At 60.9% G+C, this 20223-nt stretch carries 18 protein-coding genes and 2 pseudogenes; 11 read left to right on the top strand and 9 right to left on the bottom strand.

Annotated elements, in window-relative coordinates; translation table 11 throughout:
• Positions 1-187 precede the first annotated feature (187 nt).
• The 6 genes from MUM_RS0118790 (at position 188) to MUM_RS0118765 (ending at position 8080) form a co-directional block, all read left to right on the top strand.
• Entirely contained in the window at positions 188-949 is a 762-nt protein-coding gene (locus tag MUM_RS0118790; protein ID WP_010172812.1) for a FadR/GntR family transcriptional regulator, read from the top strand.
• Entirely contained in the window at positions 946-1935 is a 990-nt protein-coding gene (locus tag MUM_RS0118785) for a hypothetical protein (RefSeq protein ID WP_010172811.1), read from the top strand. The genes MUM_RS0118790 and MUM_RS0118785 overlap by 4 nt, the downstream gene beginning before the upstream one ends.
• A gap of 312 nt (positions 1936-2247) precedes the next feature.
• Positions 2248-4290: a type VI secretion system tip protein TssI/VgrG gene (tssI, locus tag MUM_RS0118780; protein ID WP_010172810.1), complete on the top strand. Its 2043-nt coding sequence runs from the start codon at positions 2248-2250 to the stop codon at positions 4288-4290.
• A complete protein-coding gene (locus MUM_RS0118775; protein ID WP_010172809.1) occupies positions 4290-5132 on the top strand; it encodes a DUF4123 domain-containing protein in 843 nt (280 codons plus the stop codon). Before tssI ends, MUM_RS0118775 begins: the two co-directional genes overlap by 1 nt.
• A complete protein-coding gene (locus MUM_RS0118770; RefSeq protein ID WP_010172808.1) occupies positions 5125-5919 on the top strand; it encodes a hypothetical protein in 795 nt (264 codons plus the stop codon). The genes MUM_RS0118775 and MUM_RS0118770 overlap by 8 nt, the downstream gene beginning before the upstream one ends.
• A gap of 10 nt (positions 5920-5929) precedes the next feature.
• Complete coding sequence (locus MUM_RS0118765; protein ID WP_029615991.1) at positions 5930-8080, top strand: lipase family protein; 2151 nt, start codon at positions 5930-5932, stop codon at positions 8078-8080.
• Positions 8081-8082: 2 nt separating this feature from the next.
• Here the strand turns inward: MUM_RS0118765 and codA are convergent, their stop codons facing one another.
• From codA to MUM_RS0118730, 7 genes are all read right to left on the bottom strand, one after another.
• Positions 8083-9318, bottom strand: coding sequence for a cytosine deaminase (codA, locus tag MUM_RS0118760; protein WP_010172804.1), 1236 nt, complete (start codon positions 9316-9318; stop codon positions 8083-8085).
• Positions 9319-9345: 27 nt separating this feature from the next.
• A complete protein-coding gene (locus MUM_RS0118755) occupies positions 9346-10563 on the bottom strand; it encodes a PucR family transcriptional regulator (RefSeq protein ID WP_010172802.1) in 1218 nt (405 codons plus the stop codon).
• Positions 10560-11828, bottom strand: coding sequence for a cytosine permease (gene codB, locus MUM_RS0118750; protein WP_010172800.1), 1269 nt, complete (start codon positions 11826-11828; stop codon positions 10560-10562). Before codB ends, MUM_RS0118755 begins: the two co-directional genes overlap by 4 nt.
• Before the next feature lie 202 nt (positions 11829-12030).
• Complete coding sequence (locus MUM_RS0118745) at positions 12031-12654, bottom strand: NUDIX hydrolase (RefSeq protein ID WP_010172798.1); 624 nt, start codon at positions 12652-12654, stop codon at positions 12031-12033.
• Positions 12655-12664: 10 nt separating this feature from the next.
• A complete protein-coding gene (locus MUM_RS0118740) occupies positions 12665-13117 on the bottom strand; it encodes a GNAT family N-acetyltransferase (RefSeq protein ID WP_010172796.1) in 453 nt (150 codons plus the stop codon).
• Positions 13118-13193: 76 nt separating this feature from the next.
• Positions 13194-13550, bottom strand: coding sequence for a 6-carboxytetrahydropterin synthase QueD (gene queD, locus MUM_RS0118735; protein ID WP_003190259.1), 357 nt, complete (start codon positions 13548-13550; stop codon positions 13194-13196).
• A gap of 77 nt (positions 13551-13627) precedes the next feature.
• The gene (locus tag MUM_RS0118730; RefSeq protein WP_010172787.1) at positions 13628-14707 is read right to left on the bottom strand and encodes a hypothetical protein; all 1080 of its coding nucleotides are present in this window, start codon (positions 14705-14707) and stop codon (positions 13628-13630) included.
• 159 nt (positions 14708-14866) lie between these two features.
• Here MUM_RS0118730 and MUM_RS0118725 point away from each other — a divergent pair, with 159 nt between their 5' ends.
• The 4 genes from MUM_RS0118725 to MUM_RS0118710 are packed head-to-tail and all read left to right on the top strand — an operon-like array spanning position 14867 to position 17479.
• Entirely contained in the window at positions 14867-15175 is a 309-nt protein-coding gene (locus tag MUM_RS0118725; RefSeq protein WP_008432789.1) for a PepSY domain-containing protein, read from the top strand.
• Positions 15175-15498 (top strand): PepSY domain-containing protein, encoded by a 324-nt coding sequence (locus MUM_RS0118720; RefSeq protein WP_010172783.1) that lies wholly within the window; start codon positions 15175-15177, stop codon positions 15496-15498. The genes MUM_RS0118725 and MUM_RS0118720 overlap by 1 nt, the downstream gene beginning before the upstream one ends.
• Positions 15498-16166 (top strand): response regulator transcription factor, encoded by a 669-nt coding sequence (locus tag MUM_RS0118715; protein ID WP_010172781.1) that lies wholly within the window; start codon positions 15498-15500, stop codon positions 16164-16166. The genes MUM_RS0118720 and MUM_RS0118715 overlap by 1 nt, the downstream gene beginning before the upstream one ends.
• Positions 16163-17479, top strand: coding sequence for a sensor histidine kinase (locus MUM_RS0118710; protein WP_010172779.1), 1317 nt, complete (start codon positions 16163-16165; stop codon positions 17477-17479). Before MUM_RS0118715 ends, MUM_RS0118710 begins: the two co-directional genes overlap by 4 nt.
• 42 nt (positions 17480-17521) lie before the next feature.
• Here the strand turns inward: MUM_RS0118710 and MUM_RS1000000135065 are convergent, their stop codons facing one another.
• Complete coding sequence (locus MUM_RS1000000135065) at positions 17522-18277, bottom strand: methyl-accepting chemotaxis protein (RefSeq protein WP_442962347.1); 756 nt, start codon at positions 18275-18277, stop codon at positions 17522-17524.
• A 102-nt stretch (positions 18278-18379) separates the two neighbouring features.
• Positions 18380-18526 (bottom strand): annotated as a pseudogene (locus MUM_RS1000000135060) (HAMP domain-containing protein); the annotation flags it as partial.
• Between the two features lie 1391 nt (positions 18527-19917).
• Here MUM_RS1000000135060 and MUM_RS01000000132620 point away from each other — a divergent pair.
• Positions 19918-20223 (top strand): annotated as a pseudogene (locus tag MUM_RS01000000132620) (sodium:proton antiporter); the annotation flags it as partial.

The following is a 20223-nucleotide window of genomic DNA, read 5'->3' as shown; positions in this document are numbered from 1 at the left end:
AGGGCGTAAAACGCCTGCATCTGTGGCATAGCGAACCGTGGTGGGTTTGCTATGATCAGCACACTGGAAACGATCCAATGGTCAGGCCATTGATCCAATTTTTAGCATGGGTCTTCCCGGTCAACAAGCGGCTTTTTCGTCAGTTGACCCCTTTGACCGTGCCATGCATGAATCGAGCTGAGCCTAGATGCCATTTCAAGTGATTGATAACCAACGTCTTTATCGACAGATTGCCGACCAGTTGCGGGCGTTGATCGACAGTGGAGAATTTCCGCCGGGCAGCCGCCTCCCGGCGGAGCGCGAGCTGGCCAAACTGTTGGGCGTGAGTCGCGCCTCCGTGCGTGAGGCAATGATTGCCCTGGAGGTGATCGGCCTGGTGGACGTGCGTGTGGGCAACGGCGTGCTGGTGTGCGAACCGGTGCAACCGACGGTCAGCCAGGAACCGGTGATGGCCCAGGCCACTCGGGATCAATGGAAAGAGTTCGATCCGGAACTCAACCTGCACGTCGACTTCAACGCCGAGATTCCACCGTTTTCCCTGCTCCAGGCCCGTCGCCTGATTGAACCGGAAGCCGCCGCCCTGGCCGCCAAACACGCCACCGAAGAAGAGCTGGCGGGAATCCGCGAAGCCTTCGAGCGTAACGTGCAGGACAACCGCGAAGGCTCCCATACCCACCCGGGCGATCGCCTGTTTCACATCCGCATCGCCCAGGCCTCGGGCAACCCGGCGTATGCGCTGATGATTGCGCACTTGCTCGGGCATCGTTACGGCAGCATGTTCCAGCGGTTGCAGGCGCATTACACCTCGGACGACATGCCGCATCGCTCGGAAGATGAGCACCGCAAGATCCTCGACGCACTGGAGCAACGGGACGTGGAAGGTGCGCGACAGGCCATGCGCAAGCACCTGGAAGAGGTGGTACGAATCTTTATGCGGGCTGCGCAATGACCGTGTTCTATGACGCCCGCGGGAATATCTACGGGGTGGTCAGCCCGAAGTTGCTACGCAGCCAGGGTATTGAGGTGCCTGGTCGTGCCGACTTGGCCGCTGCCACTCGCGAGGGTTGGGCGCTGGCGGCCATTGCCTCTGAATGCGGCTGGGGTGATTTACCGCGCCTGGCAGAGGCCAAGGAGCACCGCTGCGACGGTTTGTTGGTGGGGCCGTTTCAGGCCGAGCCGCCGTTTGACGTGTTGATTGTTAACACGGATGGGTCTTTGGCCGAGCGCAGTGGCAATGGCCTGACGATTTTTGCCCAGTCGTTGACCGACCAGGGATTGATGACGCAAGGCTGTGACCTGCGGGTGCATCACGACAAGCCCGATGCACTGTCTCCGGTGATCACGCGGGTTGAGCCTGCGGTGTACGAACAGGTCCAGGGCTTTTGGCTGGCGCTGGGGCGGCCCGAATTCGGGCCCTCGGCGGTAGGGGCGGTTGGCGTTGGCCTGGTATCGCTTGAGGGGACCGACGTGAGCCATGTCGCGCAACTGGCTGCACTCGACCCCGAGTGGAATCACAGCCGGTTTGTACGTGTGGGCAACCCTCATTGCGTGACGCTGGTGCAGGACGCGTTGGCGTTGCCGGACAACGCGCAGATGCATCGGCCCGCGTTGTTCGATCCGCTGAGGGCAGTCGCTTTTGCGCCGCCTGCCGGGGCGGGTCAGCCCTGTATTTCCGGAGTCAACCTGCAATGGGTCGCGCGGGATTCAGGCAACCGTGTTATCGCACGCGTATTTGAGCGCGGCGAGGGGCCGACGGCGTCTTCCGGGACCAGCGCCAGTGCCGTGGCATGCGCCGCCTGGTCTGTAGGATGGGTGACCGCGGGTGAAGTGGCGGTGGTAATGCCGGGCGGTACGGCACCGGTGCGGTTGCGAGCGGAGGCGGGCGAGTTGCTGAGCGTCAGCCTGTTCGGGACTGCGCGGCTGCAATCGCTTTGAAGTAAGGAGTGGCTGGCGTATTTGTTTTTGTCAGCCGTTTCCTTATAAGTAAGTGTCGTGGGTGAATAGCCGTGTAAGAGTATTCCTGTTAGCGAATACTGGCTGTTTAACTACATTTCTGTAATTGATAAAAGACCCTTCCAGTATCGATGTACGAATCTTCTCTTTTATTTTGAAGCGGCCGAATGTCGCCTGAAATCGCTAGTATTCCTGGGGTTCAGGCACTTTTTATCGGCTTCGAATTGAGTGGCTCTATCTTCGTTTTACGCGGGGAGTTATTTCAGTTCTACAATGAATGGCGGGTAACAACGGATGTTCGATACGCTTGTTTCGTCACGCTTTAAACTGATTGTTGCAGGCATAAACCAGACGTTTCAGGTGCTGGCTTTTAAAGGCAGCGAAACGATTGATCAACCTTTTTTCATTGAAGTGCAGTGGGTCAGTGAAAACCCCAGCCTGGATCTTGAGGCGCTGCTTCACCAACCGGCCTATCTGGATTTTGGTGAGGCGGGGGAAGGCCTTCACGGGCAAATCCATGCCATCGGCCGGGAAGACCCTGGCCGGCGACTGACCTGCTATCACCTCACGCTTGCGCCACGCCTTGCGCATCTGGCCCATCGTTGCGACCAGCGGATTTTCCAGCAGCGCAGCGTGCCGCAAATCATCATGGCGGTGCTGGAGCAGCACGGCATGCTTGCAGATGCCTATGCCTTTGAACTGGGTCCGGTGGTGTACCCGCCACGCAGGTTCTGTGTGCAATACGCAGAAACCGATCTGCATTTTATCCAGCGTTTGTGCGAAGAAGAGGGCATCCATTATCACTTTCGCCACAGTACGGAGGCCCACGTGCTGGTGTTTGGCGATGACCAGACGGTGTTTCGACGTTTGCCGGCGCAGTACTACTGTGCGGCCGCTGACCCTGCTGCCGACGCACGGGTGATCCAGCGTTTTGATGTGCGCCTGGCCACACGCAGTGCTCAGGTTGTGCGGCGTGACTACGACTTTGAACACCCGTCGCTGCGGCTGCAGGAGCAGGCCGGCGCTTTCCCGGCGCTTGAGGACTATCAATACCCTGCGGGATTCACCGGCCATCTGCGCGGCTCGCAGTTGGCCCGGCGTGGCCTGGAGCGTCATCAGCGAAACCGTCACCGGGCGTTGGGCCGCAGTGATCAGCCGGCCTTGCACAGCGGGCATTTCCTGGCGCTGCGGGGCCACCCGGACCTGTCTTGCAATGACTTGTGGTTGATCACCAGTGTGCGTCACGAAGGCTATCAACCGCAGGTGCTGGAGGAGGCCGTGGTGGATGGCGAAGCGTTCCAGGGCTATCGCAATCGATTTACCGCAACGCCCTGGCGCGCGATTCACCGCCCACCGCTCAAGCATCCCAAACCGCGCATCAGCGGCAGCCAGACCGCCACGGTCACCGGCCCGGTGGGTGAGGACATACATTGCGACGCCCACGGGCGGGTGAAAATCCGCTTTCACTGGGACCGGCTCGACAAGAGCGACGACAAGAGCAGCTGCTGGGTGCGGGTGGCGTCCGGTTGGGCGGGTGAGCGCTTTGGCGCGGTGATGATTCCGCGTGTGGGCATGGAAGTATTGGTCACCTTCCTGGAAGGTGATCCGGACCGACCCGTGATCAATGGTTGCTTGCCTAACGCTCTGCAAACGCCGGCTTACCCCTTGCCACAACACAAGACCCGCAGTGTTTTGCGTAGCCGCAGCACGCCGGGTGGCACGGGGGCCAACGAACTGCACCTTGAGGACCGTACCGGTCAGGAACTCATCTACCTGCGCGCCCAACGCGACCTGGAGCAGCAGGTCGGCCACGACAGCCGGCTGGATGTCGTGGGCGAACGTCGGGAAACCATCCACGGCTTGAGTACGACCACCCTGGGAGACGAGGAACACCGCAGCATCGCCGGCGACCGCAAGGTTCGGCTTGGGGCTGATGATCACTTGCACGTGCAGGGCAACAGCCAGACGCATGTCGGCCAGACCCTGGTGATCGAAGCAGGGCAACAGGTCCATCTCAAAGCGGGCGCCAACCTGGTGATCGATGCCGGTGCGCAGTTGAGCTTCAAGGCGGGTGGTGAGCATTTGCTGATTCAGGCCGGAGGGATTTTCAGCAGTCGACCGATCACGTTGGGCGGTGTGCCTGCTGGGACCCGTACAGCAAGTCCGGTTGGGCCGGGTGACGTGACCGCCTCGCCCGCATTTTTAGCGGAGGGGCCAAAGGTTTCGGTTACCCAAGGCGCAATCATGGAGCTGGCCAGACGATTGGATGCGGACTTCTGTCCGGTGTGCGAGCGCTGCCGCGAAGGTTTGTGCGAATCCACGGGGAGGGCGGCTTGATGGAGATCTCGCCTGGCCAGTGGATGGCTCAACAGCAGCAGGCGGGGCGTCGCCTGTGCCTGGTTCTACAGGATGAAAACGACGCACGCGGGGCACTGCTGGCGACACGCTCGGTGGCTGAGTATCGCAGCCTCTACGTTGAAACCGTCGCATCGGAAATGGCGGCGGATGGGCCGATGCTCCTGGTGCTCGACCATGTCAACGAACCCGGGCTGGTGAGCTTATTGCAAAACCCTCAGCGTAATTGGGGCTGGTTGGGCAGCTTGCCTGATGATGACTTATCGGGTGTTACCCGGCATTGGCGCGACAGGTTGGTGGTGGGGGCGGCGGCCAGCCAGGCGCTGTACCGCTTCCACGATAACCGCACCTTGGCGCGGGCCTTGGTTCACCTGCCTGCTCAGGACTGGCCTGTTTTTCTCGGGCCGCTGATCAGCGTGTGCTACTGGCAGGGCGAGCGTTGGTGCTGTGTCGATAACCCGGCTCCGGGGGTGTATCCGGTACCCGATCCTGCGCCGTGGCTAGAGGTGCCTAACCCGCAGGCGGGAGCGATTCTGCAGGCCAATATCCTGCGTTATCTGTTGGCTGAGTACAGTGAGGCGCTCAGTCAACTGGCTGAATTTCAGGACCCGAGAATCTGGCTGGAACAGGTGCTGGAGCAAGCCCGGGCCTGGCAATGGGAGAGGCCGGAACAGCTGGAATTTTTGGTAGTGCGGCGGTTGGTGGAAGCCACTGGGGACGTACTTATCCGATGGCAGCCGATGCGGGGGGAAGTGGCGAAGGACCATTTTCAGCGGGTGGTTGAAGAATGGCGTCGGGTGGAGCGGGAGCAGCAGGATGCATAGGGGATTTATGTTGAGCGTGTGTCGAGGGGTATTCGTTTGCAGCGTGCTGGCTGCTTCCGGTTGTGCGATGAAACCAGTGGATAGTTTCACCCTGGAAGTCGACTTGCCGGCGAATTTTCGCTTCAAGAGTGATGCAGCTTATCGACCGGCAACGGGTGAGATCTGCACCTTACCCAAGCGCCGGGGCAAGCGGCCGGAGGACAAGGTTTTTGACACGATGGGCAAGCCGGTGGCTCATCGGGTGAGCTTTGAAGTGCCACTGACGGAGACGGTGGATGGGTGTCCGTTAGTGTTGCGCAGCATTACGTTTGATATGTACGCGAAGTGGGGAGAGCGGTCGGCGGATGTTGGGGGGGATTTCGCGTTCATCAGCGTGTTGGATCGGTTGGAAGACGGTATGGCCGGGATGCCTGAGTTGGGTGTTCAGGAGTTGCGAGGGCGGTGTCAGTGGTTTTTCAGGACAGTCGGGCCGCTGCATGCGATCAGGAAAATCCTCATGTGCAACTCGTCGGATGCTCTTGGGCAACCGAGTAAATCGCGAGCAGGAGGCTTTGTACAAAGGAATCAGCTGGAGGGGAAAACACTGAGAGTGGTGCTGGAAGTCACTGAGGAGGAACTACCCGCGGTAGACGACAATTGGGTGGCTGTTCCGGGAGGCTGGAAACGCTGTATGGGCGAAAACCTGGGCGACGTATTTGCTTATTGCCGTGGGAATTCTACTGATTTCAAACCCATCAAAATGCCGGATGGACGCGTATGCAATGTTTATCCAACGTGTAAAGAGTAGGGGCTAAATCATGAAACAGGATGCATGGAAGCAACCGTATTTTAGCGACAACGCACCTGCTTGTTCATTGCGAGGGCATTGGGCAAGCTTTTGCTTAGTAGATGAGTACGGGGACGGAAAGGCATATGGCGGTCTGCCTTACACATTTTATGATAGCGCTGGGCGCGAGTATTCCGGTCGCTTGGATGGCGAGGGCTTCGCCAAGCGAGATGATTTTTACTGTGGTCCGGTCGTTGTTAAGTTAGATGAGCGCTACTCTGGTTTGGAAAAAGCATACACCGAGCTGATGACGCGTCTGGCTTATAAGCTGCCCGTCACCGAGCTCCAGGTTCGTGCAGAACAAACCCGTTTTTTCCGCCCCGACGGTCAACGTGTTGAACGAAGTCTTACGAATACCCAGGCGGAGCACTTCTATCAGGTCGAAGTACGTGACCTGGTCCGACACGCTGCTCACTTGCCCCCCGTGGCATCCCGTACTCATCAGCCCCCGCGACATGCATTAAAAATGATCGCTGACCTGGGATTCGGGCCACCCCAGTCCCCGCTGGTTGGCGTCGTTTTATTTCCCAACCGGCACACAGTGCTTGAGGTTCGCCCGCTGCGGGCACTGCGCCCTATGCTGTCTACCGAAGACCAGTTCTGTGCCTTGAACCTCTATCAGTTGGCACTGATGTCCACGTTAAGCTATTGCGATTTTGGTCAAGAACCACCAGCTAAACCCGTCGACCAAGTCTGCTTTCCACGGGATCCCAGCGTTGGTCATTTCTTTGCCGACAGACTGTCGGGCTATCAGGAACCGTGGAAGGTCGATGCTGAGCAAGTACAACACTTTTATCCGTTATGTGAAGACGTGCCTTATTCCCGGCGTTTCGAAATTTTGCCCTTCGACCCTGAGTTGTATCAGCAAAATCGCAGTGAGTTAGGGGCTGAACAGGAACACCCTGCACGCCTGCACTTTTTCGACGACGAACAGCATGGCACTGACACCCAAGCATTTATCAGCCATCACGATGAAGTGATCCTTATTTCTATAAGGGGCACGGCCAGCGGAGTCGACATACTGCGGGATGCGAATGCCCATCAGGTGGCGTTTGTTGATGGTGTCGGCAAGGCTCATGAAGGCTTTTATCAGGCTTATCAAGCCATGCATGATTTTGTTCGGCGTTACCTGGATCAATTCTATACCGGGCAGCGCATTGTGATTTGTGGACACAGCCTCGGCGGTGCGATTGCCTTGTTGCTGGCGGAGGGGCTACGTCGAACAAATGATGTCCGCTACAACATCCTTCTCTACACCTACGGCGCGCCCCGAGCTGGCGACTCCGAATTCACCGACGGGGCCTCGGCTCTGGTGCATCACCGCATAGTCAACCACAACGACCCTGTCCCGAGTGTCCCTGCACCCTGGATGAACACCACCGCCAAAATCTGGATACCTGGCGCCGTGGTGCTGTTCAGCAACCCTGCACCCGGGGGCCTGCTGTTTGCCTTGGGCCTGGTACGCCTGACCAGCAACCCTTACCAGCACCACGGCGCGCAGCAGCACTTCATGCCGATCCTGCTACCGGACGGTACCCAGTCCTCCGTCTTGTGGACCCCCGGCTGTGAATCCATTGAGGACGCAGCTTGCAAGCGCGCATTGCGGCTCAATGGCGATATGCCGGATCGCGCCAACCTGATCAAACAGCTTGTTCAGAATGGTCATCACTCCATGGTCGTCGGCTACATCCCCGCTGCTTGGGCCACGTTGCGCCGTTGGCAGCAAACCCTCGATACCCATGGCACCCTCGTGACTTCCCGTGAATTTGAACTGATCGACAAAGCCCTGTTCACCATGCAGCACCAGTTGCGGGAGCAGCGAAAAAAACTGGATCTGCACCGTCCAGCCAACCAGCGTGGCTACGAACACCACGAGCCCTTGAGTCAGGAAATCGATCGGCTGAAAGACAGTCGCGACCGTTTGGAAACCCTCCGCTGGCGCCGCCTCCAGGCCCGCGACGTCTACGGCAGCCACGCCTCATCCCCAACCCTGCAAACCAGCCTGAAACGCTGGTTCACCCACCCGAAAAACCGCGAACTCAACCAGGTGGCGAGTATCCCGCCACCACCGGATGACGGCTGGGGAAAGCCGCAGACCCTTGATATCGACTCAATCACGTGAGCCTACAAAAACTCCACCTGCGCAGGCCGGCGCTTCATCAGTACCTTGCCTCCCCGAATCGAATACAACGGCAATCCCTGGCTGCGAATCACTTCATAGTCGCTGTCCGCCGACAGGATCAACAGGTTCGCCGGACGTCCCGGTTCCAGGCCGTAACGATCCCCCAGGGCCATGGCCTTGGCGCTGTTGTCGGTGACCAGGTCCAGTGCGCTTTGCAGGTTGCGATAGCCAAGCATGTGGCAGATATGCAACCCGGCTTCCAGCACCCGCAGGATGTTGCCGTTACCCAGGGGGTACCAAGGGTCGACGATGGAGTCCTGGCCGAAGCACACGTTCATGCCGGCCTCCAGCAGTTCGTTCACCCGGGTCACGCCCCGGCGTTTCGGGAAAGTGTCGAAGCGGCCCTGCAAGTGAATGCTTTCGGTGGGGCAGGAGACAAAGCTGATGCCCGAATGCCCCAGCAGGCGGAAGAGTTTGGCGCAGTAGGCATTGTCGTAAGAGCCCATGGCCGTGGTGTGGCTGGCGGTCACGCGGGCACCCATGTCGCGGCTGCGGGCTTCTTCGGCCAGCACTTCGAGAAAGCGCGAATGGGGGTCGTCGGTTTCATCGCAGTGCACGTCCACCAGGCAACCGGTGCGCTCGGCCAGGTTCATCAGGAATTTCACCGAACTCACCCCTTGGTCGCGGGTGTATTCAAAGTGCGGGATACCGCCGATCACGTCGGCGCCCAAACGGATGGCTTCTTCCATCAGCTCGCGGCCATTGCGGTAGGACTCGATGCCTTCCTGGGGAAACGCGACGATTTGCAGGTCGATCAGGTGGGTGCTTTCCTCGCGCACTTCGAGCATGGCCTTGAGCGCGGTGAGGTCCGGGTCGGTGACGTCGACATGGGTGCGCACGTGCTGGATGCCATGGGCCGCCAGGGTCTGGATGGTTTTTCTGGCGCGGGTCTTGGTGTCTTCCAGGGTGATGGTGGCCTTGCGTTCGCCCCAGCACTCGATGCCTTCAAACAGTGTGCCGCTCATGTTCCAGCGCGGTTCGCCGGCTGTCAGGGTGGCGTCGAGGTGAATGTGTGGTTCAACGAAGGGCGGCACCACCAGGTTGCCGGCGGCATCCAGATCGTCGGGCCCCGCTACGGGGGCGGTGGCTTGTGGGGTGATGCTGGCGATCCGGCCGTGTTCCAGGTGCAGATCATGCAGGCCTTCACGGTTGCGCAGGCGGGCGTTGATGATGTGCATGGGCAAGTTCCTCTTGGCAAAAAACAATCAGGCAGACAGCCGCCAGATCATCAGCGCAATGCCGATGTCCAGGCGATCATAAGAATTATCCAGCGTCAGCCCGCACAGGGCTTCGATGCGCTGGACGCGGTGCGTCAGGGTGTTGCGGTGAACCGCCAGTCGCTGGGCGGCGGCCACAAGGTTACCATTCTCGTGGAACCAGGCCTCCAGGGTTGGCATCAGGCTTGGGCCATGGTGCTGGTCGTGGCGCAACAGCGGCCCGAGGCGTTCGTTCAGAAACTGGTCGAGCAGGGCGCGATCACGTACGCCGCTGAGCAACTTGAGCACACCCAGCTCATCGTAGACACACAGCCCGGCGCGCTCACTGAACCGTCGCGCAGCCGCCAGTGCCTGGCGCGCTTCATCCACGGCCTGGGCCAGGCGAGCGGGCGGGTGCGCGGCTGCACTCAGGCCGACAAACAGTTTCAACGGTGCCAGGCGCAGGTTCAGCGCTTTCAACCAGCCCGCCAACAACTGGCGGTTGGCCAATGCCGCACTCGCGTCCATCGCGGGCATCAGCATTGTCCACTGTCCGGCACGCCCCAGCACGGGCAAACGCGACGGATGCTGTGCAGAAAACTGGCGCAAGCGACGGGTAATCCCATCGTGTTGCCGCGCAAGCTGCGCCTCGACCACCGGCGCCTCACCTTGGGCAAACAATGCATCGCTGCCGTCCAGTTGCAGCTGGACAAGCTGCCACTGCCCGGCCAACGGCATGCCCAGCTGTGCGGCACGGTGCAGCAGCAAATCCAGGGATTGATAATCACCGGCCAGCAGGCGTTCCAATACATCATGCCGCGAACGCCCCAGCTGTTGCGACTGGATCAACGCCGAGCCGATGGCCTGGGTCACCAGCACCATCTTCAGCGAGTACGGCTGCTCGATCAGCGGCATACCCGCCTCTTGCGCGGCTTCCAGCAAACGTTGGGGAATTGCCTGGATATAGTCCGGCCCCGTGAGGATCACCAGGCCGGCGACCTGGCGTTGACAGGCTTCGTCCAGCAACACCAGCAGGTTGGCCTCATCCCGTGGGTGATTGATGCCGGTGACGAACACCAGTTCGCCGCCCAACACCCATTCGGCGATGCCGCTGTTTTCTGCGACGTAGGGCCAACGCACCGCGTTTTCGAGGCCGGCTTCCCCGGCCCGCAGGCACATCGACTCCAGCCCGGGCAAGGCCAGCACATCGGCGATGGTCAGGCTCATGCCCGCACGTCAGCCAAGGGGGCCCGTACCCGTAGCACGCTGGTCAATACGATGTAGGTCAGTGACGCAGCCACAATCCCCACCAACGGCGCCACCCACGGGGAGTGAAAGGCCAGCACCGTGCCCACGGCGTAGGCGATCAGCCCAGGCCAGTTGAATGCCGGCAGGCGCGTCTCGGCCAGGCGCGGGTAGTGGCCGCGATAGCGATAGAAGAAGTCTGCCATGATCACCCCGCCAATCGGCGGAATCACCGTGCCCAGCAGGATCAGGTAGGGCACGAGCATGTCGTACATGCCCAGCAATGCCAGCAGCGTACCGATCACCGCGCCGGCCAGGGTCACCGTTTTGCGGCGTTTGGTGCGCAGCAGGTTGCAGCCGGCGACGGCGAAGTTATAGATGGTGTTGTCCTGGGTGCTCCAGATGTTCAGGAGCAGCATGGCCATGGCGGCCATGGCAAAACCTTGCAGCAGCAACACTTCGACTACGTCCGGTTGCTGGTAGACGATGGCGCCGTAGGCCCCGATCAGTACCATCAGGCCGTTGCCGATAAAGAAGCCGATCAGGCTGGCCAGCACCGCGACCTTGGCCGAGCGTGAGAACCGCGTCCAGTTGGTGGCCTGGGTCGCGCCGCTGACAAAGGTGCCAAACACCAGGGTGATGGCGGTGGACAGATCCAGCTCACCGGTCGGCACCACCGCCAGCAGTCCATCGAGCCCGCCGACCTTGACGGTGGCCACCCACATCGACAGAAACAGCAAAATGCCCATGGCCGGCACGGCGATGTAGGACAGAATCTCCAGCCCGCGATACCCCACGTAGGCCGTCGCGCAGAACACCATGCCGAACAGCACCATCAACCCCAGGACGCTGCCTTGGCTCAACTCGAAGTACTTGCCCAGCACCACCGCTGCGGTGGCCGTGCCCCAGGCGTACCAGCCGATCTGGGTGAAGCCGAGGATCAAGTCGCTCAGCTTGCTGCCCACTTCGCCAAAGCAGAAGCGCCCCATCAGAACTGAATTCAAACCGCTCTTGAACGCGATGTAACCCAGCCCTGCGGCGTAGATACCCAACAACAGGTTACCCAGGGCCACGACGCCGAGCATTTGGGTGAAGCTGAAGGCCACTCCCAATTTGCCGCCGGCGAACATGGTGGCGGTAAAAAAGGTAAAGCCCAGCAGCACCATGGCGGTGGAGGCCAGGCCTTTGCGGGCATGCATGGGCACCTCGCTGAGAGGGTAGTCATTGCCCGGTTCGTTCTGCGTCATATGCCTTTCTCCCTGAATGAGTGACGCAGGCCTATTGCACCCGTCGTGCCAACTGCCAGGCAGTGACGGGCGCACGGTCAGCACTGTGCAGGTTGCACAGTATTTATAGCCAAACAGGGAGAACGCGCAGGCGGGATTGGTCTTTCTGCCCAATCAGGCGCGAAAGCGGTGCAGGGGTGATACAAATTGGATCACCCGTTATTCAATCGAAGAGGGTGTAGGGGGTCTCGCCGCGATGAAACGCAAAGGCGGCCTCAAGGTCGCTTTCAATGGTGCGGCCACGGGAGAGTGGCGGCAGGTCATCGAGCCTGAAGAAGCCGACTTCCGTGGTTTCGAAACCGGCTGCCGGCGCCACGTGATCAACCCGCTCGCACAGAAAATAGAGTTTGTAGAAGTCCCGGATATCGGGACGGTACAAACCTTTGGCTTTGTGGGTGACGCTGTACAGCGCCCGCGCGGTGACCGTCAGCCCGGCCTCTTCGCGGATTTCCTTGATGATGTTTTCAGCCGCCGACAGACCAATGTCCGCATAGCCCCCGGGCAACGCCCAGCAACCATCCGTCAACTCACGCACCAACAGGATCCGGTCACCGTCAATCACCGCACCCCGTACATCAATCATTGGTGTCGAATAGCGCTTGGCAAAGTCCGGCACCAGCCCGGTGATACGCTCCAGCGGCACGTCGCCCAACTGCGCCAGCATGCTGTGGGCGATCTGGGCGATTTCCTCAAGGCGCTCGCGCTCGAAGTCATCGGTGCAGAAGTGCAGCCCCGTGGAGGCCAATGCTTGCAGGCGCTTGGCCTGGGCCAGCCAGGTGTTTTCCATGGGAGCTCCTTCAGTCAGAGGCGGTGAGGTCTTTTTGCATGTAAACCCGACGCAGGCCGTTTTCTTCGGCGCGGTGGGTTTCCACATAGCCTTTGCGGGTGTACAGCACGATGTTTTCAGTCATCGCTTCATTGGTATAGAGGCGGATGGCACCTTGCCTGGCCTGGCGTTCCGTGAATTCCAGCAATAGGCGCCCGTAACCCAGACCCTGGGCGTCGGGATCGACGGCGAGGTTATCCAGCAGCAGGTACTCGTCGTTATGGATCAGTACGACAAAGCCGTGCACCTGGCCCGCATTTTCCAACACGTGCACCCGTGCAGCAGCGACCTGTTGGCGATAATCATCCAGCATCGGCCCCGGCTTGCGCCCGATGCGTTCGATATAAGGGGAGTAGGCGGCGTGGACGATGGCCTCGATGGCGGCGATATCGTCAACGGTGGCGGGGCGGATAAGGGGTGGCATCGCTGTGGGCCTCCAGAAATCACTTGTGGCGAGGGCACAAGCCCCCTCGCCACAGTGGTTTTTCTACATCACCGGCTCATTCGCCGCGATAAATGCAGCCACTGGTGCAGGTCTCATGGATGCGAATCGCGCTGAGTTCCGGCAACAACGGTTTCAATTCATTCCAGATCCACTTGGCCAGCACTTCGCTGGTCGGGTTCTCAAGACCAGGGATGTCGTTGAGGTAGTTGTGGTCGAGGCGTTCGTAGAGCGGCTTGAAAATCGCCTTGATCTCCGAGAAGTCACGGATCCAGCCGGTATGCGGGTCGAGGTCGCCGCTGAGGTGGATCGCCACCTTGAACGAATGGCCATGCAGGCGCCCGCACTTGTGGCCTTCGGGCACGTGGGGCAGGCGGTGGGCGGATTCGAATGTAAATTCCTTGAAGATTTCCACAGTATTTTTCAGCTCGGTCAGGTGTCTGGCAGGCGGCGAGTTTAACAGCTTGATCCCTCGCCGCGCATACCGCTTGATCAGAGAGCCAGCAGGCGTTCGCCCAATTGCCCGTTATCCGCCAGCTGCAGGAATTCATCCCCCAGCCGCTGGCTTTCGCTCATTGCGGTTTGCCAGTACTTGTTGCGGCCCGGGTCATCGCCCATGAAGCGCTTGAAGTCACTCCGGTCTGGCAGTTTGCCGTGGGGCAGGCGGGCCAGGTATTCCTTCGACGGCGCCAGCAGCAGTACATCCTGCAGGCCCTGTTGATTGGCACGGCGCCACGGCAAGCCTTTGTCGAACCAGCCGGGGATGACCCGGTCGGTGAAGTGCGGGTACAGCACAATGTCATCGCCGTGATAGGGCAGGTCGAGGTGGTAGTCCAGCAGGCCGCCATCGCGGTAAGTGCCTGCACCGGCGCCCGGCAGGTCACGCACGCCTTGCATCACCATGGGGATCGAGCCGGACGCCAGCAGCGCCTGGCGCAGGTTGCCCAGTTCCAGATTGAGGAAGCGCGAGGGGAAATCCTTGAGGGCATGCAGCGGTGGCGCCTGGCGTGGGTCGTGGACGATCAGCCGTTCGAAGTGCCGGGACAATCGCGCGCGGCCCCGCAGGTTGTCGGCGATCACCGAGGACAGTCCCAAACCAAGACGGCCGCGATGATCGTCGGCGAGCAGGCCGTGGCTTTTGACCACCATGATGTTCAGCCGATAGTTCGGGTTGTCGAGCACGCGGGCATCGCGGCCGGCCAGCAGGTCATCGAGCATGCGCACGCAGCTCTGGCTGACTTCGGCCATCGTCACGCCTTTGGCGAAAGTTTGTTCGTTGTACAGCCGGCCCAGGTCGAGCAGGCCTTGCACCGGGTCGGGCAGGCAGGCACTGGCAAACCGCCAGGAGCCGATCGAGGCGCCGATCAGTGCGCGTTCCCGGGGCGCGCGGGGCAGCCAGTCACCGAACAGCGCCAAGTCCAGGCCCTGGATGCCCAGGGCTTTTGGGCCACCCGCGGCGCCGGGAAGGATGCCCACGTCCGCAGGCGCAAGCCCCTGCTCGCGAATGCGTGCGAAAGCGCGTTTACCGGCCTTGAGGGTCAAGGCGGGGAACTTCATATGGATAGCAGTCATACCGGTCTCATCGACAGCGAGCAGGGCAGTATAGAAAATCTTGCCCGGTTGCAGGCAAAGGTCTCGCAGAGAAATGCCATGGTGGCAATTCAGTTTCAGTTAAGTTGGATCCAGTACGGTGAGCCCCGTAGGCAAAATATCCTGAAACGGAGACTCACCATGAAAACCCTCACAGCCTTGATCGCCAGCAGTATCATCGCCCTCACCGCAGGCGTCGCCCAGGCTCGCGACCTGGGGCCGGACGAGGCACTGAAGTTGCGTGACGCTGGTACCATTGTGTCTTTCGAGAAGCTCAATGCCATTGCACTGGCCAAACATCCCGGCGCCACCGTGCATGAAACCGAGCTTGAAGAGGAATACGGCAAGTACCTGTATCAGGTTGAACTGCGCGACGCCCAGGGCGTTGAGTGGGACCTGGAATTGGACGCTGTCACCGGGGCCGTCCTCAAGGATCATCAGGATACGTAATGAAGGTAAATCTACGCACCAGCGTTCAAGTGGCGCTGGTGCTCCTGGCATTTTGCTCAAGCCTGGCCGCTCGGGACCTGGGCCAGGACGAAGCGTTGCGCCTGCGCCAGAAGGGCGTGATCGCGCCGCTCGAGCACCTGCTGGGGCCCGCGTTCGAGCGTTACCCGGGCGCCAAGTTGCTCGACGCCGAGCTTGAAGAGCACAAGGATCGTCCTGTGCGCTATATCTATGAAATCGAACTGTTGACGGTGGAAGGCGTGGTGCGCGAGATCGAACTCGACGCCAACACCGGCCAGCTGCTCAAAGACAAGGAAGACGACTGATGCGCCTGCTCCTGGTGGAAGACCACGTACCCCTGGCCGATGAGCTGATGGCCGGGCTCAATCGCCAGGGGTATGCCGTGGACTGGCTGGCGGACGGGCGCGATGCGGTGTATCAGGGGCGCAGCGAACCCTATGACCTGATCATTCTCGACCTCGGGCTGCCGGGGTTGCCCGGGCTTGAGGTGTTGACGCAATGGCGTGCCGCTGGCCTGGCCACGCCGGTGCTGATCCTCACGGCCCGCGACTCCTGGGCCGAGCGCATCGAAGGGCTCAAGGCCGGGGCCGACGATTACCTGAGCAAACCGTTTCATCCCGAAGAGCTGCACCTGCGTATCCAGGCCTTGCTGCGCCGTTCCCATGGCCAGGCCAATCAGCCCACCTTGCAGGCCGCCGGCTTGCACCTGGATGAAGGGCGCCAGTGCGTGATGCGTGACGGCGAGGAGATCCAGCTGACCGCCGCCGAGTTTCGGTTGTTGCGTTACTTCATGCTGCGCCCCGAGCAAATCCTTTCAAAAAGCCACTTGGCCGAACACTTGTACGACGGCGAGACCGAGCGTGATTCCAATGTGCTGGAAGTCCACGTCAATCACCTGCGCCGCAAGTTGGGCCGCAGTGTGATCGAGACCCGGCGCGGCCAGGGTTACCGGTTTGGCGCCAGCCCGGCATGAGGTCGATCCAGCGGCGCCTGAGCCTGGGATTGATCAGCGTGATGGTGATCGTCGGCCTGGTGTTGGCGCAGACCAGCCTGTGGCTGTTTGAAGTGGGCCTGCAACGGTACCTGGAATCCGGCTTGCGCAACGACAGCGAGAACCTGCTGGTGGCGCTGGTGCGCGGGCCCACAGGGGTTCAACTGGATGAGCAGCGGCTGTCACCGGCCTATCAGCGGCCGTTTTCCGGGCACTATTTCCGGATCGACTTTGGTGACACTCACTGGCGTTCGCGCTCGTTATGGGACCAGGAACTGCCGCAACTGCCCCAGGCCGGGCTCAAGGGCAACCTGCAATTGGGCCCGGAAGGCCAGCAACTGCTGGTGTTGCGTTCCGACTACAAGCGCTTCGGCCAATCGATTTCCATCAGCGTGGCCCAGGACTACACCCCGGTCAGGGAAAGCTTTCGCCTCATGCGCCAGATTGGCCTGGTGCTCGGGCTGGCAGCGCTGTTGCTGATCCTGATTCTGCAACGCGTCACCGTGCGCCGCGCGTTACGCCCGCTGGAGACCGCGCGCAACCAGATCGCCCAACTGCAACAAGGCCAGCGCTCGCAACTGGACACCCAGGTACCGGTGGAACTGGAACCGCTGGTGGCGCAGATCAACCATTTGCTGGCCCACACCGAAGACAGCCTCAAACGCTCACGCAACGCCCTGGGCAACCTCGGCCATGCCTTGAAAACCCCGTTGGCGGTATTGCTGAGTGTGGCGTCCAGCGAGCAGCTCAAGGATCATCCACAGCTCAGCAAGCTGCTGCGCGAACAGTTGGAGCAGGTGCAGCAACGACTTAACCGCGAACTCAATCGTGCCCGTTTGGCCGGCGAGACGCTGCCCGGTGCCTTGTTTGACTGCGATGGAGAATTGCCGGGGTTGCTGGCGACCTTGAACATGATCCATGGCGAGCATCTGGATTTGAGTTACCGCGCACGCCCAGGCTTGCAGTTGCCGTGGGACCGCGAGGACTTGCTGGAACTGTTGGGCAACCTGCTGGACAACGCCTGCAAATGGGCGGATGCCGAGATTGTGTTGAGCATCAGCGAAACCCCGGAAGGCTTTCAGTTGGCCGTGGAGGATGACGGGCCGGGAATTCCCGAAAGCCAGCGTGACCAAGTGTTCAGCCGTGGCACCCGGCTGGATGAGCAGACTGACGGCCATGGCTTGGGGCTGGGGATCGTGCGGGATATTGTCGACGTGTGGGGCGGGGTGCTGCTGTTGCAGGAAAGCGAGCTGGGCGGGCTGAAGGTAGTAATCGATCTGCCACGCCGCCACTAAACGGGAGGTCAAGGAACGGGTTCCTTCACCTCCGGCGTATCATCAAACCCTGAACTGATCCATCAGGCCCTGCTGCTGGTTCGCCAGGCTGTTCAACGCCTGACTGACCCGCGCCGACTCATTCGCCTGCTCGGACAACGACTCCGTCACATCCCGGATCGTCGCCACATTGTTGTTGATCTCCTCGGCCACCGCGCTTTGCTCTTCGGCGGCGCTGGCGATCTGCAGGTTCATGTCGCTGATCACCGTCACCGCATCGCCGATCTGGCGCAGAGCGGTCACCGCCTGGCCCACCTGTTCGACGCTGCCCTGGGCCTGTCGGTGGCTGTTGCTCATGGAACCGACCACGTCCTGGGTGCCGCTTTGCAATTGTTCGATCACCAGGCGGGTTTCCTCCACCGACTCCTGGGTACGCCGTGCCAGGTTGCGCACTTCGTCGGCGACCACCGCAAAACCGCGCCCGGCCTCACCGGCGCGGGCGGCTTCGATGGCGGCGTTCAACGCCAGCAGGTTGGTCTGCTCGGCAATCGCACGAATCACTTCCAGCACCGATCCGATCTTCTCGCTATTGGCCGCCAACCCTTCAACCTGGGTCATCGCGGTGCTCATATCGGCCGCCAGATGACCGATGCTGGTGGTGGTGCGGTCGATCACGGTCAAGCCTTCGCGGGTGGCCTGATCGGCATCGCGGGCGGCTTGGGCCGCTTGGGCTGCACTGCGGGCGACGTCCTGGGCGGTGGCGCTCATTTCGTGGGAGGCGGTGGCTACCTGGTCGACCTGCCGGTATTGCTGCTCCATGCCGGCGCTGGTTTCGGTGGCAATGGCGGCCGACTGGTCGGCGGTGCCGCGGGCGTCCTGCACCGAGCGTTTGACCTGGGCAATGATCGGTTGCAGCTTGTCGAGGAAACGGTTGAACCAGCCCGCCAACTCACCGAGTTCGTCGTGCTTGTCGTAGGCCAGCCGGCGGGTCAGGTCGCCTTCGCCGCTGGCAATGTCTTCCAGCATGCGTGCTACGCCGAGGATCGGACGCGTCACGCTGCGGGCCATCAGCCACACCAGCAACAGGCCAACGATCGCGGCCAACAGGCCCAGGCTCAGTTCCAGCAGGGTGCCCTTGGCGTTGTCGGCGTCCAGTTTGACCTTCAGGGCTTCGGCCGGCGCGACCAGGACTTTTTCCGGCACATCCAGCAGAACGCCCCACGGTTTGCCGTCAGGGATTGGCTGGAACGGTGCCAGCACCTTGAGTTGACGGTCGGTGCGCACACTGCGGGTCTGGGTGCTGCTCGCCAGCGAACTGATCAACTGCGCGCCGTTGGCAGTGTCGACGGTGTCCAGGCGCTGGCTGAGTTTGCCGGCGTCCGGACTGTAGCCGGCCAGCAGGCCCACCGGGCTGATGATGCTGACGCTGGTCTGACCGTCGTAGAGTTTCTGGCTGGCGCCCTGGCTGACCGCCTGCAGGCTGTTGAGGTTGATGTCCACCGACAGCGACGCGATGACTTTGCCGTTGACCATCAGCGGGAACACGATGCTGGTCATCAGCACCTTTTGCCCGTCGATGACATAGAAGTACGGCTCGATCACGCAGGGTTTTAGGGAGGTGCGCGGGCACGTGAACCAAGCGTTGGCTTTTTCGCCGCTGGGTCCGATGCTGGTGTCGGACATGTCGCTTTCGGGCAATGACATTGAGGTCAGTTTGCCTGCGGTCGGCTGGGACCAGTACAGCGCAAAGCGGCCCTTGTCGTTGCTGCCCAGCTCTGGCTGGTTGGCGAACAACTCGTCCTTGCCATCCAGTGCGTTGGCTTCGAACACCAGGGACAGGCCCAGTAGGTCCGGGTTGGCTTGCAGCGCGGCTTTGACCTGGCGAGTCAGGTCTTCGCGCAGGTCGAAGGCATCCAGGAAGCGTTTCTCGGCCTGTTCGCGCAGGAACAGCACCTGCCGGGAAAAGCCGTGGCCGTATTGATAGGCGTCCATGAACTGCTGGCGAATCCCCAAGGCCTGGACTTCACCCTGGGCTTCGATGCGGGCCTGGGCGGCTTCGTCGAGCATTTCCATGCTGGAGGCCTTCACCAGATCGGAACTCTGCGCCATGCGGTACAGCGACAGACCCACCAGCAAGGTCACGATGCCCAACAGGCAGAGACCGGCCAGCAGGGTAATTTTCCATTGAATGGACAGCTGTCTGAGCGACATGGAGCCTTCCTTAACCTTTCGATACGACAGAGACGATCTGCCTGTATCGGCCGGTCAGGATTTTTCTTTATTCAAACGTTCAATTTAAAAGCTGTTTGTGGGGTGAGGGGCTTTGACATGCTTGCCTGCCTGCTGCAAAGTGCGCGCCCTCTAATAAAACTCCTTTAAAACCTGATTTGCGGCAGCTGTCCCCGACAGCAGCCCGGGCAGGTGCGTGCTTTTTTTATGTTTTCTGTCTTGAGGTAACGATGATTAATGCAGTAATCGCCGCGGTCGGCACCATGCTGGTGCTCAGCCTGTCCCGCGTGCATGTGGTGATCGCGATCATTGTCGGTGCACTGGTGGGTGGCCTGACTGGCGGCCTCGGCATCGATGCAACGCTCAAGGCGTTCAACAGTGGCCTGGGTGGCGGTGCGACGGTGGCGCTGTCTTACGCGCTGCTCGGCGCTTTCGCGGTCGCGATTGCCAAGTCCGGCCTGGCTCACGCGTTGGCAGACAAAGCCTTGCTGCTGGTCGACCGTCAGGAAGCCACGGGCGGCAGCCACGTCAAATGG

This window comes from Pseudomonas sp. PAMC 25886 (genome assembly GCF_000242655.1).
Lineage (GTDB): Bacteria > Pseudomonadota > Gammaproteobacteria > Pseudomonadales > Pseudomonadaceae > Aquipseudomonas.
The sequence above is the reverse complement of the archived record's forward strand: the minus strand, read 5'-3'. Positions and strand labels throughout refer to the sequence as shown.

Excerpts from the sequence above, each read along its gene's own strand:
- MUM_RS0118790 (WP_010172812.1), top strand. The coding sequence starts at position 188 with ATGCCATTTCAAGTGATTGATAACCAACGTCTTTATCGACAGATTGCC.
- MUM_RS0118785 (WP_010172811.1), top strand. The coding sequence starts at position 946 with ATGACCGTGTTCTATGACGCCCGCGGGAATATCTACGGGGTGGTCAGC.
- tssI (WP_010172810.1), top strand. The coding sequence starts at position 2,248 with ATGTTCGATACGCTTGTTTCGTCACGCTTTAAACTGATTGTTGCAGGC.
- MUM_RS0118775 (WP_010172809.1), top strand. The coding sequence starts at position 4,290 with ATGGAGATCTCGCCTGGCCAGTGGATGGCTCAACAGCAGCAGGCGGGG.
- MUM_RS0118770 (WP_010172808.1), top strand. The coding sequence starts at position 5,125 with ATGCATAGGGGATTTATGTTGAGCGTGTGTCGAGGGGTATTCGTTTGC.
- MUM_RS0118765 (WP_029615991.1), top strand. The coding sequence starts at position 5,930 with ATGAAACAGGATGCATGGAAGCAACCGTATTTTAGCGACAACGCACCT.
- codA (WP_010172804.1), bottom strand. The coding sequence starts at position 9,318 with ATGCACATCATCAACGCCCGCCTGCGCAACCGTGAAGGCCTGCATGAT.
- MUM_RS0118755 (WP_010172802.1), bottom strand. The coding sequence starts at position 10,563 with ATGAGCCTGACCATCGCCGATGTGCTGGCCTTGCCCGGGCTGGAGTCG.
- codB (WP_010172800.1), bottom strand. The coding sequence starts at position 11,828 with ATGACGCAGAACGAACCGGGCAATGACTACCCTCTCAGCGAGGTGCCC.
- MUM_RS0118745 (WP_010172798.1), bottom strand. The coding sequence starts at position 12,654 with ATGGAAAACACCTGGCTGGCCCAGGCCAAGCGCCTGCAAGCATTGGCC.
- MUM_RS0118740 (WP_010172796.1), bottom strand. The coding sequence starts at position 13,117 with ATGCCACCCCTTATCCGCCCCGCCACCGTTGACGATATCGCCGCCATC.
- MUM_RS0118730 (WP_010172787.1), bottom strand. The coding sequence starts at position 14,707 with ATGACTGCTATCCATATGAAGTTCCCCGCCTTGACCCTCAAGGCCGGT.
- MUM_RS0118725 (WP_008432789.1), top strand. The coding sequence starts at position 14,867 with ATGAAAACCCTCACAGCCTTGATCGCCAGCAGTATCATCGCCCTCACC.
- MUM_RS0118720 (WP_010172783.1), top strand. The coding sequence starts at position 15,175 with ATGAAGGTAAATCTACGCACCAGCGTTCAAGTGGCGCTGGTGCTCCTG.
- MUM_RS0118715 (WP_010172781.1), top strand. The coding sequence starts at position 15,498 with ATGCGCCTGCTCCTGGTGGAAGACCACGTACCCCTGGCCGATGAGCTG.
- MUM_RS0118710 (WP_010172779.1), top strand. The coding sequence starts at position 16,163 with ATGAGGTCGATCCAGCGGCGCCTGAGCCTGGGATTGATCAGCGTGATG.
- MUM_RS1000000135065 (WP_442962347.1), bottom strand. The coding sequence starts at position 18,277 with ATGGAGCAGCAATACCGGCAGGTCGACCAGGTAGCCACCGCCTCCCAC.